Raw genomic sequence first — 17,237 nt, 5'->3', positions numbered from 1 at the left:
GTTGAGAGGATTCGGGCCAGATTCCCAGTCTACAAGGCAGGCTGGATGTGAAAAATGCGGCAGATCTCACTTCGCTTTGTCGCGGGCGGCTTCGCTTCGCCCCTGCTCCGTGCTCCGTTCTCGCTCGCCGCGCTCCAAATTCAGGCAAAGCGTAAAAGGGTAACAGTGCAAAGTGTTACCGATCCGCTATCCTCACGAGACGGAAGCCCAGGTAGCTGGCGCGGTAGCCGGGCAGGATGACGCCGCGAGCCGCTGACCGGCAGCCAACAGCGGTGCCCCTCCAACCGCCGCCCCGATTCACCCGGCGCGAGCCTCTGTCAGGACCTTTCGGATCCGTTACGTTCCCACTCGGGTACAATCCATACCAATCCTCACACCATTCCCACACGTTCCCGTGCATGTCGTATACCCCAAACTCGTTTGGTTTCTTCTTCCCCACTGGATGGGTTTTTCCTCCCGCATTTTCAGAATACCAACCCATTTCTTTCATCTTTCCTGTCCCTCCAAAGTCCCCCGTTGTGCCTGCTCGACACGCATATTCCCATTCCGCCTCTGTTGGCAACCGGTAGGCTCCTTCTCCTTTCCCATTTAACTTCTTTATGAAATCCTGGCAATCGTCCCACGACACCGTTTCAACCGGCAGGTTTTCTCCTTTGAAATATGACGGGTTGCTTCCCATCACCGCTTGCCACTGCGCTTGTGTCACCTGATATTTTCCCAGGTAAAACGGCTGGCTGATTTTCACTTTATGTACCGGTTTTTCAGGTGCAAATTGTTTTGCTCCCATCTGAAACTCTCCGGCTGGGATTAACACAAATTCCATTCCTAAATTATTTTTAATCAACTGAGGTAGAGCTGCCAGTTCTTGACGTGGTGGTTTCTTAATCGGCTCAACCGCTACCTTCGGTGTTAAAGGTGGTATTGCAATTGTCGGTGATAACGGTGAACTAACAGGTGCAGCAGCAATGGGTTTTGGCAGAATATGAGTTGTAACCGGTTTTGAGGGTGATGGCTCCTTCATTGGTTTGGATGCCACCATCGGTGTTAAAACTGGTGGTGGAAGTGTCTTAGTCGTCAGCGATACCAGTGGAGTCGCAGGTGCAGTCGGTTCTGGCAAAGATTTGGCTGGTACGGTATGAGCAGTTACAGGTCGGACAACTGGCACAATCAGGCTATTGAGCGCCCATTGCATTTCTTTAGCACCCAAATACCGATCCTGAGGGAGTTGTTTGGTGCTTCGATTGAGGATTTCAACCAGTTCGTGACTGATATTTCCAGCATGAGTTTCCCAATTTAAATTTCCAGTTCGAGGATCAGTCATTTTGCCTGGGTTTTTCCCGGTCAAAAGCGCAATGGCAGTTACCCCAAGAGCAAAAATATCACTGACAAACATTGGTCTTCCCGCTGCTTGCTCCAGCGGCATAAACCCGCTTGTTCCTCCAATCATTGAGCCGGTTGGATTCCCAACCGAATCCAGCCGCGTGACTTCTTTGACAGTTCCAAAATCAAGCAGGACTGGAAGATTGTCTCTGGTGCGCAGGATGATGTTGTCTGGTTTGATGTCCCGATGAATGATGTTCTGGCTGTGAATGTACTCAACCACGTCCAGCAACTTGATGATGATCTCACGGACAACCGGTTCTGAGAGACGACCTTGCCGTTCAACCAGTTGCGCCAATGTTGGACCGTCTACAAACTCCTGAACCAGGTAAAACTGCCCGCCTTCAACCACGTAGGCATACAAATTCGGTATCTGGCGGCTTTCTTCGGCTAAGTGTTCCAGGACGGCAGCTTCGCGTTCAAAGCGTTCCCGCGCCAACTGAAAATCACATTTCCCATCTGGTCTGAGCTGTTTCACCACGCATTTGCGCCGTGATGGGCTGTTGCGGTCCTCCGCCAGAAAGGTTTTGCCAAACGCTCCCTGACTTAATTCCTTAAGAACCTCATACCGATTGTTGAGCAGCATTCGTCTCTGTCTCCTTGTTTCTGAACCGGATAAAAGGTGCAACCAGCTAGATTTTTCGTGGATGAATCATTATGCACACCGCTGCTGGATTTGTCAGTACTACCTGTATCAACGAGTGAGCTTTGTCAGTACCACCTGCGTGAGCGGATGGGTTGTCAATGAGAGGATGACGTCAAGTCAGTACCACCTGCGTGAGCGGGTGGGTCAGTCTGACAGACTCTCTCCTTGCCCATGCACGACATATTCAATTGCCTGATCAACACTTCGCTCATTCCAGAGATACCGGCAGCTTCCTTTGTCCGACCAGGGACTGTGCTCAAATGCAGAAAAAGAAAACAGACTGGGAACGCTGGCATCCTGCCGGCAACTGATCGAAAATCAACTACTTGGTGCCGGCAGGATGCCAGCGCTCCCAGGAAATATGTATCTGAAATGTTATAGCAAGCCGAAACCTTTGGAATGAGGATTGCTTGCTATTGAACTATTTGATTGAAATTGAATTTATATTTTGAATACCCACCCGCTGACGCAGGTGGTACTGACTACTTATGCTCAACTCAGGAACTCGTACCCGACAGCCCAAAATTGCTCCCAACGCACCACATGGTGGTGGTGGCCCCGGCGGATTTAAATCAGCCTATTCAACCGGATTGAATTCCAGCCCAAACAACTTATTTCAGGAATCAAAAAATGCTTCGCTGTCCCCAGTCGGAAGAAATACACGAGCCGATCTCCCCAAAAAACCTGATAAGCCTTCCAACCAGCAAATCAGAGCCGAATGGGACAAACACGACGGCATTATCCAAAAGATTGTTGCTGAAATGAACCAGACCTTTCAGGCAAAACATTATGATCTGTTGCCATTCATTCCGTTGGATTGGAAAATCATCAAAGCCATGATCTGGGTTGAAAGTAGCGGGCCAAGCTGGCAATCACGATATACGGGAGTGAAACCGGCGCCGGCGTTTTATGGACCACGGCCAATACAATTTGGGAATTCAGGTGATCCTGGCCTGAGCGTCATCCGTGACGGAGCAGAGCATTCGCACTTGATTAGTTCAACAGAATTGCGGAATGAGCTCAAAAAACCAATGAATGCTGAATTGTGCATCAGAGGCGGCGTGGCACTGGTATTCCACTATGCGGCGATTTATGAAAATACCAGGATTATTGATAGTCAGGAGGTTCGACAAGATACGGTGCGAAAAAAGGATACATTGTCAAAAATTGCGGCACGAAATCGAACACTGGTCGAAGAAATTACCCAAACCAGCAAAATATCTGAAAACACAACCCTGCAGCAGGGGCAAACCGTATGGTTTCGCCCAGCTCACAGAGAATGGATCTTAAATGGATGGAAAGCGTGGTGGGTGGCTGTCACCAAATATAATGGCGGGGGTGATCCATACTATCTGTCAAAAGTAAAAGCCGCTTATCAGGCAATTGTCAGCGAGTCGTAAGCTTTCAACCGAACCTGGTCAGGCAAAAATCAACTGCTCATCTTTCGGCTCTGGAATGGGATCGCCAAATTCATTGGCAGTGTCAATCCAGAGCTGAACTGCTTCTTGAACATTTACCAGCGCTTCGGCCTGACTCTTTTCATGAGCCAGACAACCAGGCAACTCAGGAACTTCAGCGACATAGATGCCCTCTTCATTGCTCCAATAAATGATCACTCCATATTTATTCACCTGAGATACCTCCAACTTTTCTAAACTCCAGTGATTGGACTTTCACGCCGTGGCTAGGGTAAAGTTGGCGCCAATTTTATCAGGCAAGCCGTGCCCCCACCTCATACAGAATGAAGAATGAAGAATGAAGAAACCTATTGGTTCTTTGTTTCTGGTTCTTCGTTCCTGGTTCTTCGTTCTTGATTTTTTCTTAGAAGATATTGGCTCCCAAGCACCAGGCACCAGGCACATTCTTCATTCAAAAGGCCACGCACTCATATGTCATCAGTTGCAGGGGCTTCGCCGTGTGAGCTGCTTTTTCTCATACCTTTTCTCCCGTGTTCCCACCCCGAAGGTCCGGCAACTGAGTCTGAACTCTAATCCAAGTGGAGAGACTCTATGTATCTTGATGATTTTAAGCGGCAGCTTCCCGATAGTGATCCGCAAGAGACGCAAGAATGGCTTGACGCGCTTGAGCAGATTACCGTGACGCAGGGTAAAGAACGTGCCCAGTTTCTGCTGCGCAAGCTTTTGAAAAAGGCGCGAATGATGGATTTGGGCGGACCGATTCCGGTCCAAACACCCTATATCAACACCATTTCTCCGGAACAGGAACCGCCGTTTCCCGGCGATGAACAAATGGAGTTGCGCATTCGCCGGATGATTCGGTGGAATGCCGTCGCCATGGTGGTTCGCGCCAACAACCTCAATCCAGGGATTGGCGGACATCTTTCGACCTATGCTTCATCGGCCAGCCTGTATGAAGTGGGATTCAATCACTTTTTCCGTGGCAAAGATGACGGTCAATCCGGCGATCAGGTGTTCTATCAAGGACACGCGGCACCCGGCATCTATGCGCGGGCTTTTCTTGAAGGCCGCTTGTCGGAAAGTCAGCTTGATCATTTCCGCCGTGAAGCGATTCCCGGCACCGGGCTTTCTTCTTATCCACACCCGCGCCTGATGCCTGAGTTTTGGGAATTCCCAACCGTTTCGATGGGCATCGGTCCACTCACTGCCATTTATCAAGCCCGGTTCAATCGCTATCTGCACGCCCGAGGACTCAAAGATACCTCCCAGAGCAAAGTGTGGGCGTTCCTGGGTGATGGTGAAATGGATGAACCCGAATCAACCGGCGCCTTGTCAGTTGCCGGACGTGAAAAACTCGACAACCTGATCTTTGTCGTCAACTGTAACCTGCAGCGCCTGGATGGGCCGGTTCGTGGCAATGGCAAGGTCATTCAGGAATTTGAATCCATCTTCCGCGGCGCGGGCTGGAATGTTATCAAGGTTATCTGGTCGCGCGATTGGGATCCGATCTGGGCAAAGGATGTAGACGGTCTCTTCCTGTCGCGCGCCCAGGCAATGTTGGACGGTGACTTCCAGAAACTTTCGGTTGAGTCCGGCGCCTATATCCGCCGCCACCTGTTCGGAATGGACGAACGCTTGCTCAAACTGGTCGAGCACCTGTCGGACGATCAGCTTGAAAAACTGCGCCGTGGCGGTCACGACTACAACAAACTGTATGCGGCCTACCAGGCGGCGGTGAATTACAAAGGTCGGCCAACCGTCATTTTGGCGAAGACAATTAAGGGCTGGACCCTGGGCGAAGGGCTTGAAGGTCGAAATGCCACCCACCAGATTAAGAAGATGAATGAAAAGGAATTGCAGATTTTCCGTGACTTGCTTGATCTGCCGATTCCAGACGCCAAATTGAAAGACGCGCCGTTCTACCATCCGGGACCGAAGAGTCCGGAAGTTCAGTACCTGCTTGACCGCCGACAACAACTTGGCGGGTGTGTTCCCAAACGTGTCGTCAGATCCAAACCGCTGAATCTGCCAAAGAAAATCGAATACACCGAGTTTCTCCAAAAGGTTGATCAGGAAGTTTCCACCACCATGACCTTTGTGCGGTTGCTGCGCAAATTGATTGATGATCCGGAAATCGGCAGACGGGTCGTGCTCATTATTCCTGATGAAGCCCGCACCTTTGGGATGGACTTTTTGTTCAAGAAAATCGGCATTTATGCGCCGTTTGGACAGCTTTATGATCCAGTTGATTCCAACCTGCTCTTCAGCTATCGCGAATTAAAAGACGGTCAGATTCTCGAAGAAGGGATCACCGAAGCTGGTTCAATGGCTTCGTTTACCGCTGCCGGGACCTGTTACTCAACCCACGGCGAGAACCTGATTCCGTTTTATATGTACTACTCAATGTTTGGTTTCCAGCGAACCGGCGACCAGTCGTGGGCGTTTGCCGATGCCCGTGGACGCGGCTTTCTCATCGGCGGAACATCAGGTCGGACGACACTCAACGGCGAAGGCTTGCAACACGAAGATGGTCACAGCCATATTCAGGCGTCAGTCATTCCAAACATTCTTTCTTATGATCCTGGATTTCACTTTGAGATCGCGGTGATTGTCCGTGAGGGATTGCGACGGATGATGGAAGCGCAGGAAGATGTCTTCTATTACATCACCGTCCACAACGAAAACTATGCCATGCCGGCCATGCCAGATCGCGAAGGGGTTGAGGAAGGCATTATTAAAGGGTTGTATCTGTTCCGCCCAAGCCCGGTTGAACGCACACATCGGGTTCAACTTCTTGGAAGCAGTTCGATCATCATGCAGGTCCTGCGAGCGCAGGAGATTCTGGCCGAAAAATATGATGTTGCGGCTGATGTCTGGTCAGCCACAAGTTATCAGCAATTGCGAATGGAGGCCCTCGAAGTTGATCGGTGGAACCTGCATCACCCCGAAGAACCCAAACGCAAGCCCTACGTCACCCAATTGCTTGAAAAAGCCTCTGGACCAATCGTCGCCGCCAGCGACTTTGTCAAAGCCTGGCCGGATATGATTGCCCCATGGGTGCCACAAGGATTTTCGGTGTTGGGAACCGACGGCTTTGGAATGAGCGATACCCGCGAAGTTCTGCGCCGTCACTTTGAAGTTGATGCTGAATCAATCGCCGCGTATGCACTGTATCAACTGGTTCGTCAGGGCAGCATTCCCGCCAGTGTCCTGGCCCAGGCCAAAAATGACCTCGGCATTACTGAAACAGACGAAAAAGGCATCGGCCACGGTGCCGACTAGAAAAGAGCGAAAGAGCGAGTCGTGAGTAGCGAAGAAAAGCGAGTAGCGAGTAGCGAGTAGCGAGTAGCGAGATAGTCAATCCACGTACAGCCTGAACTGTGTTTTGAACCAGTGAATTTTTCGTCATCCGAAAAGATATTTCTGAATCTCTGGAATCAAAAGGCAAGAACCGTGGCTACTCTCTGCTCACGTTTTGATTGACTACTCACGACTCGCTACTCACGACTCGCTTTTCTTCTCGCGACTTCACTCAATGCTGCCAGACTGTCGTGACCGGAGCATTTGAGCTTTCAAGGCAAATTCATCCGCACTTTCCTTGCGGTTGGTCTGGCGCAGGATTCGGGAATAAATTTCCAAGTCATTGGCCAGATTCGGATGTTCCGGGCCAAATTTCTTTTCCCAAATCGTCATGGCCCGACGAACAGCTTTCTCCGCATCCTCATATCTCACTTCAAGCTGATACACTTCGGCAAGTTTTTCCAGACTGGCGGCCACACTTGGATGATCAGGCCCAAACGCTTTTTCCTGAATCTGGAGTGCGCGTTTGTATAAGGCTTCGGCTTTTTCAAGCTTGCGCTGTGAGGCATAGGCAAAGGCCAGGTTGACCATCGCCGTTGCTGTATTGGGATGATCTTCACCAACCAGCTTTGTCCACAGTTTGATTGCCCGGTTGGAATAGTTTTCGGAATCTTTAAATCGTGCCTGGGCATTGCATAACACCGCCAGATTATTGAGTGTCGCGGCGATATTGGGGTGCTCCGGACCAATTGTTTTCTCCCAGGTGACCAGCGCACGGTTATAATACTCTTCCGCCAACGTTGTCTTTCCACGTACTTTATAGCAGGCAGCCAGATTATTGAGCGTGGTGGCGACCATCGGATGGTCTGGTCCAAATGCCTTTTCCCGAATCGCCAGTGCCCGTTTGCAGTGCTTTTCGGCTTCGAGCGTTTCACTCATCTCAATATACATGGTGCCCAAATTGTTGAGTGGTGTGGAAACCTTTGGATCTTCCGGGCCAAATTTCTCTTCAAGGAGTCGAATGGCTCGATTGTAAAGTGGCTCGGCCTGGGTGTACTTGCTCTGGGTGCGATAGAGCTCGGCCAGATTGTTCATGGTGTTGGCCAAATTGGCAATGTCCGGCTTGTCGCTGGATTCAAGACCCGCCAGAGCCTGCGAGTACATTTTTTCAGCTTCACTGTATTTTCCGCGCGTGCTGTACAAACTGGCCAGATTGCTTGACACGGCTGCCACTGTTGAATGCCCCGCCCCACGCCGTTCTTTCCACAACGTCAAAGCTCGTTCATATGCAATTTCCGCTTCTGGAAATTTCCCTCTGGCCTGATAACACTGGGCCAGACAGGTCAGGCTTTGGGCCAGTCGGGTATCAGGTGCCGGAAAAGGTTCACTTTCTTTCACGGCAATCAGAAGCGCTTTTTCAGCTTCATCAAACTGATTTTGTTCAAATGCTTTTTTTCCGATTTGGTGGTATTTTTCCCAGGAATTTTCCTGAGCAAACCCAGGCATTATAGTCAAGGCAAGACACACAAATCCCGCCAGAAGAGAGAGTCTTCCGTGGTACATCATCTTGGAATATCCTCCAGAAACCTAGATTTTATTACAGTTTCCAAGAGAGCTTGGTTGTGACCTGGATTTGAAAAACGATTGTGGGAGTGGATGTCGCGTTAAACTGACTGAGCCCGATCAAAGTTCCAATTATTTCTGAATTCTTTTACCTTTTCTTAATATCTTTTTTCTTGAATATCCAGAGATATCATTGAAATTAATTTCATTTTTTTGAAGAATAAAAACTGACATCAGATTCATCTTTTCAGCTTTTTGGTTGTCACAGACGATCTGGACATGGATAGTGTGGCGGCATTTTGATACCACCACGGCTCTCGCTCTGGAGCCAGACTTTTTTGAATTCACACGAGGAACGCATGCACGTCAAACTGGCACTCATTGGACTTGGAAATATTGGGCGACGCTTTTTGGAGTTGCTCGAACGCAAACAGGAACTGCTGTCAACGCGGTTTGGACTTGAACTTTCAGTGGTCAGCGTGGCTGATAGCAGCGGGGCCAGGCATTACCCGGATGGCGCCAACCTGCGCCAGTTGATTGAGATGAAACTGGCTGGCCAGCGACTCAAAGATCAGAATGAAGCACTCATTGACCCGCTCGATATGGTTCGGCAAACCGAAGCCAGCGTGTTGATTGAACTGTCACCCACCAATTTGCAGACCGGCGGGACAGGGCTTTCTGCGATTCGGATCGCCCTTGAACGAAAACTGCATGTCGTGACCGCCAACAAAGGTCCGCTGGTGCTGGCCTTTCAAGAACTGGTCACAAAAGCCCACCAGCAACAGGTCCGACTGCTCTTTAGTGCGACGGTCACGGGTGGTTTGCCAACCCTGAATGTGGGACGGCGGGATCTAAGTGCCTGTCAAATTAAAAAATTTGAAGGCATCGTCAACTCAACCACGGATTTTATTCTGACCTGTATGTCCGAGGGCGAAACCTTTGACCAGGGGTTGAAACGGGCTCAAGACGCCGGCTTTGCCGAAGCTGACCCAACGCTGGACGTGGATGGCTGGGATGCCGCCAATAAACTGGTCATCATCGCCAACACGGTTTTGCGGCGACCAACCACGTTGGATGATCTGGAAGTAGTGGGCATTCGTGGTGTGACCCAGGACGAGGTTCGCGCCGCTCAGGAACGAGGTGAAGTCATTAAACTGATTGCTCTGGCCGAGCACACCGGTTCAGATTACCGCTTTTCGGTCAAACCAACCTCGCTCAAAAAGGATCATCCGCTGGTTCAATTGGGAAATGACTGGCAGGGAGTGATTTACTACACTGATATCAACGGCAAAATTTTAGCGGCGATTGATTCGGAAGATCCGACACCAACCGCCGCCGCTGTTTTGGAAGATTTGATTGAGATTTGCCAAAGTTAGTAGTCAGTAGTCAGTAGTCAGTAAGTCAAATCGAGAACCTTTCAGCCAAGTGGCTACCCTCACAGGAATTGTCAATAAACCGCACAAATAGAAAGAAATACCCTTGACAAAAATTCTCAATTCCCAACACTCAACTACTGACTACTGACTACTGACTACTGACTACTGACTACTGACTACTGACTTAAGCCCCATGACACTGCTTGTATTTCTTGCCTGAGCCGCACGGACAGGGCTCGTTACGGCCAACCTTCGGCAGTTTAACCACTGGCTGGGCTTTGGCTTCCGCCGTTTCCCCAGCTCGGGAGGCGCCAGCGTTGGCTTTGGTGTAGACCATTTGTGGTTGTCGGCGGACTGGTCGCCGCATCGGAACTGGCGTTGGCGCCGGTGCTTCTTCGTCCGGAACCTCAATGTTTTCAGCCGCCTGTTCGGCGACTTCGATGCGCATATTGAACATAAACCGCACTGATTCTTCATCAATCCGGTCAATCATTTCGTCAAAGAGCACCCGTGATTCTTTCTTATATTCCACGAGTGGATCTTTTTGACCATAGGCGCGCAGGCTGATGCCTTCCTTCAGGTGGTCAAGTTGGGCCAGATGGTCTTTCCACTGGGCATCAACCACATTGAGCATAATGTAGCGCTCAAGTTCCCGCATGCGGTCTGAACCAACCGCCGCTTCTTTCTCGGCATACATTTCCTTCAGTAATTTCCAGATTTCATCCCGCAGTTCAGCGGCTGAAAGCGCATCAAAATCCAGCTCATGCGCTTCAAGGTCAAACCCATAAATATCTTGCAGTTTGATCTTGAGACCATCCAGATTCCATTCATCCGGATGGACATCCTCACTGGCAAATTCCTCAACGATGTCGGTGAGCAAGTCTTCCGCGACATTGATAAATTCCCGTCGGTCTTCAACCCCTTCTGAGATCAACTCGCGCCGCAAACCATAAATTGTTTCACGCTGCTTGTTCATGACGTCGTCATATTCAAGCAAGTGCTTGCGGATTGAGAAGTTATGACCTTCAACTGATTTCTGGGCACGTTCGACCTGTTTGGAAACCATCTTGCTTTCAATCGCCACGCCTTCTTCCATTCCCAGGCGAAGCATCAGGTTTTTGACCCGTTCGCCACCGAAGATGCGCATCAGATCATCTTCGAGCGAGAGGTAAAATCGTGACGAACCAGGATCTCCCTGACGCCCGGCACGACCACGGAGCTGATTGTCAATTCGACGTGATTCGTGGCGTTCGGTGCCGAGAATGTGGAGGCCGCCGAGGCTGACAACTTCCTCATGTTCTTTGGCGACAATGGCTTGAGCTTCAATGAGTGCGGGTTCAAGTTGCTCTGGAGTGGCTTCGTCTGGATTGATTTCCTGACGTTTCAGAATTTCTTTGGCCAGGAATTCTGGATTTCCACCCAGCAGAATGTCTGTTCCACGACCGGCCATGTTGGTGGCAATCGTGACCATCCCCTTCCGGCCAGCCTGGGCCACGATTTCGGCTTCGCGTTCGTGGTATTTGGCGTTGAGCACATTGTGGGGCACGTTGACTTTTTTGAGCAGGGCTGACAGATGCTCTGAATTTTCCACCGATGCCGTCCCAACCAGAACTGGCTGCCCCTTGGCATACAACTCCTTAATTTCTTCCACCGCAGCATCCCATTTTTCGGCCTCCGTGCGATACACCAGATCTGGATTATCCACACGGACCATCGCCCGATTGGTCGGAATAATTGTCACGTCAAGGTTGTAAATCTTTGCAAATTCAGGAGCTTCTGTTTCGGCGGTACCTGTCATTCCAGCAAGTTTGTCATACATGCGGAAATAGTTTTGCAGCGTGACGGTGGCCAGTGTCTGGGTTTCTTTTTCAATCTTCACCCCTTCTTTGGCTTCAACGGCCTGGTGCAATCCATCTGACCAGCGACGACCGGTCATCATGCGTCCAGTATGTTCGTCAACAATCACGACTTCGCCATCTTTGACGATGTAATCTTTATCAACTTTATAGAGGGTATGCGCGCGCAGGGCCTGGTTGACGCAATGCAGAATTTCACGATTGGCCGGATCATAGAGGTTGCCGCAGGCGAGCAATTTTTCGGCGTGTTCGATTCCCTCTTCCGTCAGTGTGGCCGTATGTGTTTTTTCATCAACCAGAAAATCGGTTTCACCATTCAGCCGCGGGATAATGTCATTAGCGATATAGTACTTCTCAGTCGAATCGTCTGAGGCGCCGGCGATGATCAACGGAGTACGGGCTTCATCAATCAGAATCGAGTCCACTTCGTCCACGATGGCGAAATTGTATTCGCGCTGGACGCACTGGGCGATACTGAACTTCATGTTATCGCGCAGGTAATCGAAGCCGAATTCGTTGTTGGTCCCATAGGTGATGTCAGCCCCATAGGCTTCGCGCCGGGTGAAGTCATCAATATTGCTCTGGATGACACCGACCGAGAGCCCCAGAAATTTATGGATTCGGCCCATCCATTCGGCGTCACGGCGAGCCAGGTAATCGTTCACCGTCACGACATGGACGCCTTTCCCAGTGAGGGCATTGAGGTAGGAAGGAAGTGTGGCAACCAGGGTTTTTCCTTCACCGGTTCGCATTTCCGCAATCCGCCCCTGGTGCAACACCATGCCACCAATCATCTGGACATCGAAATGCCGCATGGTGGTGGTTCGGCGGGAGGCTTCGCGCACGGTGGCAAAGGCTTCTGGAAGCAGATCGTCAAGCGATTCACCCGCATCGAGACGTTCTTTAAACTTCACAGTTTGCGCCCGGAGCTGGTCATCCGTGAGTTTTTGGATGTCAGGTTCGAGGTCGTTGATTACAGTGACAAGCGGACGAATTCGTTTCAGATACCGTTCGTTTGCGCTGCCAAAAATTCGAGTCAAAAGCTTATCAATGATCATGAAACAACAAAATGTCGCGCAAGCGCGCCGGGACTGTTTTTCGCCGGCCTGAGCGAGCCCTGCACGACACCCTCTTTAAATCTTTAAATCTCCACAGGTTAGTTTCATTCTCGCTGGAAATCCCGGCGAGGTCTTCGTCCCAGACCGCATTGGTGGGAAGTGAACAAATTGATGATGACGAATGAAAGGGATTGTAGGAGAAGCTCCTAAGACACGTCAAGGAGCGAGAAAGACCTTGAAAGCGTTTGCCCCGCTATGCTATAAGAGACTCCGATTCATAATAACTCCAATAATCACAAAGGGCTACACAGCCGCAAAGATTTTCCATCCAAAACCTGCAGGAATCCTTCTGTACGGTGAGCCTGTTCGTCCCTTTTAAAGCTTCGAGGTCAAAATAGCGATGTCAAACCCCGCGATGGTGCTCTACGGCGAGGAATACCAACTAATCAAAACCATCATCGCCAAACTGTGCGAAGATGCGAACGCCAAGATGGTATTTCTTGTTGATAAGAATGGACAACAAATAGCTTCACATGGGGAACTTGGCGATATTGATACGACCAGTTTGGCTTCATTGACGGCAGGAAACGTCGCGGCAACTGACGGATTGGCCCGCCTCATTGGAGAGAAAGAATTTCCAGTCCTTTCTCATGAAGGCGAACGCGACAATATCCACATCTCAATCGTGGCTCAGCGTGTCATTCTGGTCGTCATCTTTGATGAACGATCCAGTCTCGGACTTGTCCGGTTGCGTGTCAGACGGGCATCGAGCGAACTCACTGAGGTGTTTGAATTAATTGTGCGCAAAGTTGAGCAGGAAAAAGAAAAGGGCAACTCACTGGAAACCCCGTTTGCTGAAATTACGGATGAGGATATTGACAACCTCTTTCGTGAGTGAGTAACAATGCCTGTGTTGGATTCGGTGGGCCAGTTGTTCCCGCCGTGACGATTAACCATCTCTTAACTACTCGTAAGGGTTGCAGCCTTGACATTCATTAACTACGCATCGCGAGAAATCAACTGTAAGATCGTGTACTACGGCCCGGGTTTGGGCGGGAAGACGACCAATTTGCAGTACATTTACGACTCGACGGCACCCCAGGCCAAAGGGAAACTGATCAGCCTGGCGACTGAGACGGACCGTACGCTGTTTTTCGACTTTCTTCCATTGGAACTTGGGACGGTGCGCGGGTTCAAAACCCGTTTTCACCTCTACACTGTGCCTGGGCAGGTTTTTTACGATGCCAGTCGCAAACTCATTTTGAAGGGTGTAGATGGTGTGGTTTTTGTGGCCGACAGCCAGTACGAACGCATGGACGCTAACATTGAGTCACTGTGGAACCTTGAAAACAACCTCAAGGCCCAGGGTTATGATTTGATGAAGATTCCCTATGTCCTCCAGCTCAACAAACGCGACCTTCCCGGCGTCATGCCGATTGAAGAGTTGAAAAAAGAGCTGATGCGCAAAGGCGAGCCCGTCTTTGAAGGGGTTGCCTTCAAAGGGGTTGGGGTGTTTGACACCTTGAAAGCGGTCGCCAAGCAGGTACTGGTTGAACTGAAAAAAGGCGGCGGCTAAACCACCGAACGCAGGTCTTATTCAAAAGGCGAAGGGGGAGACTCAACAGATCCTGCCCCGTTCGCCTTTTTGTGTTTTATTGATTTCCTGGCGCTGGCTTGACGCTGGCGCCAGGAGACTGATATTTTCGCGCTCCATTTCATTCTCATCCTCATTCCTAGAAAGTACCAACTCCCATGCTCACAGGTAAAAAAGGATTAATTTTAGGCGTTGCCAACAAACGAAGTCTGGCCTGGGGAATTGCCCAGGCGACAGCCACGGCTGGTGCCCGGCTGGCACTCACCTATCAGGGTGACCGACTTGAAGAAAACGTCCGCGAACTGGCGGCAAAACTTGAGAATCCACTCGTGCTTCCCTGCGACGTGACCAACGATGCAGACGTCGCCACCCTGTTTGAAACCCTCAAAGAACAGTTTGGCACGCTCGATTTTCTGGTTCACGCCATTGCGTTCGCTCAAAAAGAAGACCTGGAAGGCACCTTCCTGGGGACATCTCGGGATGGATTTCGAGTCGCCCACGATATCAGCGCCTACTCCCTCACCGCCCTGGCTCGGGCTGCGTTTCCGTTGATGAAGGACAAGGGTGGCAGCATTTTGACCCTCTCCTACCTTGGCGCTGAACGGGCAATGCCCCACTACAACGTGATGGGCGTTGCCAAAGCAGCACTCGAAGCCAGTGTACGCTATCTGGCAACGGATTTAGGCCCCTCCAACATTCGAGTCAATGCCATTTCCGCCGGTCCAATCAGCACCCTGGCCGCGCGCGGCATCGGTGGCTTTACCAAGATGCTGCAGTATCACCGCGAAACCGCCCCCCTGCGCCGCAACACCGAAGTCAGCGAAGTGGCCGACACAGCGCTGTTTCTGGTTTCACATATGGGCCGTGGCATCACGGGCGAAGTCATTTATGTGGATGGCGGCTTCCATATTGTTGGCATGCCTCCGCTCTAAAACTATTGAGCGGTCTGAGTTTGAGGAAAGACAATTCTTTCAATAATTGAACTTTATGAATTCCATTCGAAAAGTCGGCGTTTTAGGAGCTGGCACCATGGGGCGTGGAATTGCCCAGGTGTGTGTCCAAAGTGGCTGTGACGTTGTCTTACACGATGTGTCAGGGGCGGTTCTTGAGCAGGCACGTTCAGCGATCCATTCTGGGTTGGCAAAGGCGGTCGAAAAAGGTCGGTTGACACCTGAAGCCAAAACGGCGGCCTGTGATCGGCTCCGCATCACCTCTGACCTGGCTCTGGTCTACCCGGCAGACTGTATTATTGAAGCAGTGCCTGAAAAACTGGCCTTAAAACAGGAACTGTTTGCTGAACTGGATCAACATCTTGCCCCACAAGCCATTCTGGCCACCAATACCTCTTCGCTGAGTATCACGGCGATTGCCGAGGCAACTTCACGACCAGAACGGGTGATTGGCCTGCATTTTTTTAACCCGGTGCCGGTCATGAAACTGCTGGAAATCATTCGTGGAAAACAGACTTCTGAGACAGTGCTCCAACAGACCCTTGAATTTGGCAAACAACTTGGCAAAGAAACTATTGTCGTTCAAGACTCACCGGGGTTTGCCACCAGCCGGCTTGGGCTGGCACTTGGCCTGGAAGCAATGCGCATGATGGAAACCGGCGTGGCATCGGCACAGGACATTGATCGCGCAATGGAGTTGGGCTACAACCACCCGATTGGTCCGCTCAAACTGACCGATATGGTTGGGCTAGATGTGCGGCTCAGTATTGCAGAATACCTCTTTGAAAAACTCGGTTCCGAGTCGTTTCGTCCACCTCAAATCCTTCGCAACCTGGTGGCCGAAGGGAAACTTGGAAAGAAATCTGGCCAGGGTTTCTATTCCTGGAATGAAGAATGAAGAAATCATCTAGTGGTTAGTGATTAGTGGTTAGTTCTTGGTTCTTCTTCGAAAGTATTGATTTCTAACCACTAACCACTAACCACTAAGTACTTTGTCATAAGTTTCCTGAGATATTGAATTTGGTAAGTGTTTGATTCTTTTCGTGTATTTCGTGTGTTTCGTGGTTCAAAATGTCTTGGAATTTTCGGTAAGGTACTTAACCACTAACCACTAACCACTAACCACTAACCACTAACCACTTTCTTCATTCCCTATCACCTCATCCCAAAACTTTTTCTTTATTTGGAGTGTAACCCGTGTACGAAAATCTCTTAATTGAAAAGCAAGGTGCGATTGCCTTCTTAAAAATTAACCGTCCTGACAAGCTGAACGCCCTCAACATTCCAACCCGGAATGAGATTTTGAAGGCGCTCGAAGAACTGCATGATGATGCGGAAGTTCGAGTTCTGATTGTGACCGGTGTGGGCGAAAAAGCTTTTATTGCTGGTGCCGACATCAGTGAATTTGCCGGAATGACCGCCATCACCCAACGCGAAGTGATGACCCGCCGCCGGGCATTTGACGCAATGGAAAACTTCCCCAAACCAGTCATTGCCATGATCAACGGCTTTTGTCTGGGTGGCGGCTGCGAACTGGCACTTGCCTGCGACATCCGTGTCGCGAGCGAAAATGCCAAACTCGGCCAGCCTGAAATTAAACTGGGTGTCATTCCCGGTGGTGGAGGAACACAACGCATGGCCCGGCTGATTGGTGAAGGCAAAGCCATGGAACTCATTCTGACTGGCGATATGGTTGATGCTCAGGAAGCCCTCAAACTTGGCCTTGTCAACCACGTCTTTCCACACGCTGAACTTGAAGCCAAAACCCTCGAACTGGCCAAAAAGATTGCCGACAAGAGCCCGGTTGCCCTTCGCTTTGCGAAAGAAGCGGTGAAATCAGCCGCCAAAGCCAATCTGCGCGAAGGTCTTGAACGCGAAGTTGACCTGTTTGCCCTGTGTTTTGCCAGTGAAGACAAAGAAGAAGGCGTCAAAGCGTTCCTCGAAAAGCGGAAACCGGAATTTAAGGGCAAGTAGTTCTCTGAGGCTCGGGATGAAGATTTTCGGGATGAAGACGACAGGCTGGGGGCAACCAAAGGGATGAAGGATGAGGGATGAAAGAAAACCAATTCTCCAACCCGACACCTTCAGCCTGAGGT

Annotated in this window: 13 protein-coding genes; 9 read left to right on the top strand and 4 right to left on the bottom strand. The window is 50.4% G+C overall.

What is annotated here, in order from left to right; genetic code table 11:
- Window positions 1–175: 175 nt before the first annotated feature.
- Window positions 176–1,966, bottom strand: coding sequence for an SUMF1/EgtB/PvdO family nonheme iron enzyme (locus tag HY774_13175; GenBank protein MBI4749436.1), 1,791 nt, complete (start codon window positions 1,964–1,966; stop codon window positions 176–178).
- Window positions 1,967–2,514: 548 nt separating this feature from the next.
- On the opposite strand from HY774_13175, the gene HY774_13170 reads away from it, so the two are divergent.
- Entirely contained in the window at window positions 2,515–3,426 is a 912-nt protein-coding gene (locus HY774_13170; protein MBI4749435.1) for a LysM peptidoglycan-binding domain-containing protein, read from the top strand.
- An 18-nt stretch (window positions 3,427–3,444) separates the two neighbouring features.
- Here HY774_13170 and HY774_13165 read toward each other — a convergent pair whose 3' ends face one another.
- Window positions 3,445–3,657, bottom strand: a complete 213-nt coding sequence (locus HY774_13165) for a type II toxin-antitoxin system HicB family antitoxin (GenBank protein MBI4749434.1) — start codon at window positions 3,655–3,657, stop codon at window positions 3,445–3,447.
- A 378-nt stretch (window positions 3,658–4,035) separates the two neighbouring features.
- On the opposite strand from HY774_13165, the gene aceE reads away from it, so the two are divergent.
- Window positions 4,036–6,726: a pyruvate dehydrogenase (acetyl-transferring), homodimeric type gene (aceE, locus tag HY774_13160; protein MBI4749433.1), complete on the top strand. Its 2,691-nt coding sequence runs from the start codon at window positions 4,036–4,038 to the stop codon at window positions 6,724–6,726.
- Window positions 6,727–6,972: 246 nt separating this feature from the next.
- On the opposite strand, the gene HY774_13155 is transcribed toward aceE, so the two are convergent.
- The gene (locus HY774_13155; GenBank protein MBI4749432.1) at window positions 6,973–8,310 is read right to left on the bottom strand and encodes a tetratricopeptide repeat protein; all 1,338 of its coding nucleotides are present in this window, start codon (window positions 8,308–8,310) and stop codon (window positions 6,973–6,975) included.
- A 335-nt stretch (window positions 8,311–8,645) separates the two neighbouring features.
- Here HY774_13155 and HY774_13150 point away from each other — a divergent pair, with 335 nt between their 5' ends.
- Entirely contained in the window at window positions 8,646–9,683 is a 1,038-nt protein-coding gene (locus HY774_13150) for a homoserine dehydrogenase (protein ID MBI4749431.1), read from the top strand.
- Window positions 9,684–9,867: 184 nt separating this feature from the next.
- Here the strand turns inward: HY774_13150 and secA are convergent, their stop codons facing one another.
- Window positions 9,868–12,594 (bottom strand): preprotein translocase subunit SecA, encoded by a 2,727-nt coding sequence (gene secA / locus HY774_13145; GenBank protein ID MBI4749430.1) that lies wholly within the window; start codon window positions 12,592–12,594, stop codon window positions 9,868–9,870.
- 14 nt (window positions 12,595–12,608) lie between these two features.
- On the opposite strand from secA, the gene HY774_13140 reads away from it, so the two are divergent.
- The 6 genes from HY774_13140 (at window position 12,609) to HY774_13115 (ending at window position 17,115) form a co-directional block, all read left to right on the top strand.
- Window positions 12,609–12,782: a hypothetical protein gene (locus tag HY774_13140; GenBank protein MBI4749429.1), complete on the top strand. Its 174-nt coding sequence runs from the start codon at window positions 12,609–12,611 to the stop codon at window positions 12,780–12,782.
- Window positions 12,783–12,997: 215 nt separating this feature from the next.
- A complete protein-coding gene (locus HY774_13135) occupies window positions 12,998–13,495 on the top strand; it encodes a roadblock/LC7 domain-containing protein (GenBank protein MBI4749428.1) in 498 nt (165 codons plus the stop codon).
- An 87-nt stretch (window positions 13,496–13,582) separates the two neighbouring features.
- Window positions 13,583–14,173 (top strand): GTPase domain-containing protein, encoded by a 591-nt coding sequence (locus tag HY774_13130; protein MBI4749427.1) that lies wholly within the window; start codon window positions 13,583–13,585, stop codon window positions 14,171–14,173.
- Between the two features lie 176 nt (window positions 14,174–14,349).
- Entirely contained in the window at window positions 14,350–15,123 is a 774-nt protein-coding gene (locus tag HY774_13125; GenBank protein MBI4749426.1) for an enoyl-ACP reductase, read from the top strand.
- A gap of 55 nt (window positions 15,124–15,178) precedes the next feature.
- A complete protein-coding gene (locus tag HY774_13120; protein MBI4749425.1) occupies window positions 15,179–16,039 on the top strand; it encodes a 3-hydroxyacyl-CoA dehydrogenase family protein in 861 nt (286 codons plus the stop codon).
- A 299-nt stretch (window positions 16,040–16,338) separates the two neighbouring features.
- On the top strand, window positions 16,339–17,115 hold the full coding sequence (locus HY774_13115) for an enoyl-CoA hydratase/isomerase family protein (protein ID MBI4749424.1): 777 nt from the start codon (window positions 16,339–16,341) through the stop codon (window positions 17,113–17,115).
- Window positions 17,116–17,237: the final 122 nt, after the last annotated feature.

It is taken from the genome of Acidobacteriota bacterium (genome assembly GCA_016208495.1).
Taxonomy (GTDB): Bacteria; Acidobacteriota; Blastocatellia; order Chloracidobacteriales; family Chloracidobacteriaceae; genus JACQXX01.
The sequence above is the reverse complement of the archived record's forward strand: the minus strand, read 5'-3'. Positions and strand labels throughout refer to the sequence as shown.

What these genes read in the sequence shown, in the direction of transcription:
- HY774_13175 (MBI4749436.1), bottom strand. Translation starts at nt 1,966, where the DNA reads ATGCTGCTCAACAATCGGTATGAGGTTCTTAAGGAATTAAGTCAGGGA.
- HY774_13170 (MBI4749435.1), top strand. Translation starts at nt 2,515, where the DNA reads ATGCTCAACTCAGGAACTCGTACCCGACAGCCCAAAATTGCTCCCAAC.
- aceE (MBI4749433.1), top strand. Translation starts at nt 4,036, where the DNA reads ATGTATCTTGATGATTTTAAGCGGCAGCTTCCCGATAGTGATCCGCAA.
- HY774_13155 (MBI4749432.1), bottom strand. Translation starts at nt 8,310, where the DNA reads ATGATGTACCACGGAAGACTCTCTCTTCTGGCGGGATTTGTGTGTCTT.
- HY774_13140 (MBI4749429.1), top strand. Translation starts at nt 12,609, where the DNA reads ATGTCGCGCAAGCGCGCCGGGACTGTTTTTCGCCGGCCTGAGCGAGCC.
- HY774_13135 (MBI4749428.1), top strand. Translation starts at nt 12,998, where the DNA reads ATGTCAAACCCCGCGATGGTGCTCTACGGCGAGGAATACCAACTAATC.
- HY774_13125 (MBI4749426.1), top strand. Translation starts at nt 14,350, where the DNA reads ATGCTCACAGGTAAAAAAGGATTAATTTTAGGCGTTGCCAACAAACGA.
- HY774_13120 (MBI4749425.1), top strand. Translation starts at nt 15,179, where the DNA reads ATGAATTCCATTCGAAAAGTCGGCGTTTTAGGAGCTGGCACCATGGGG.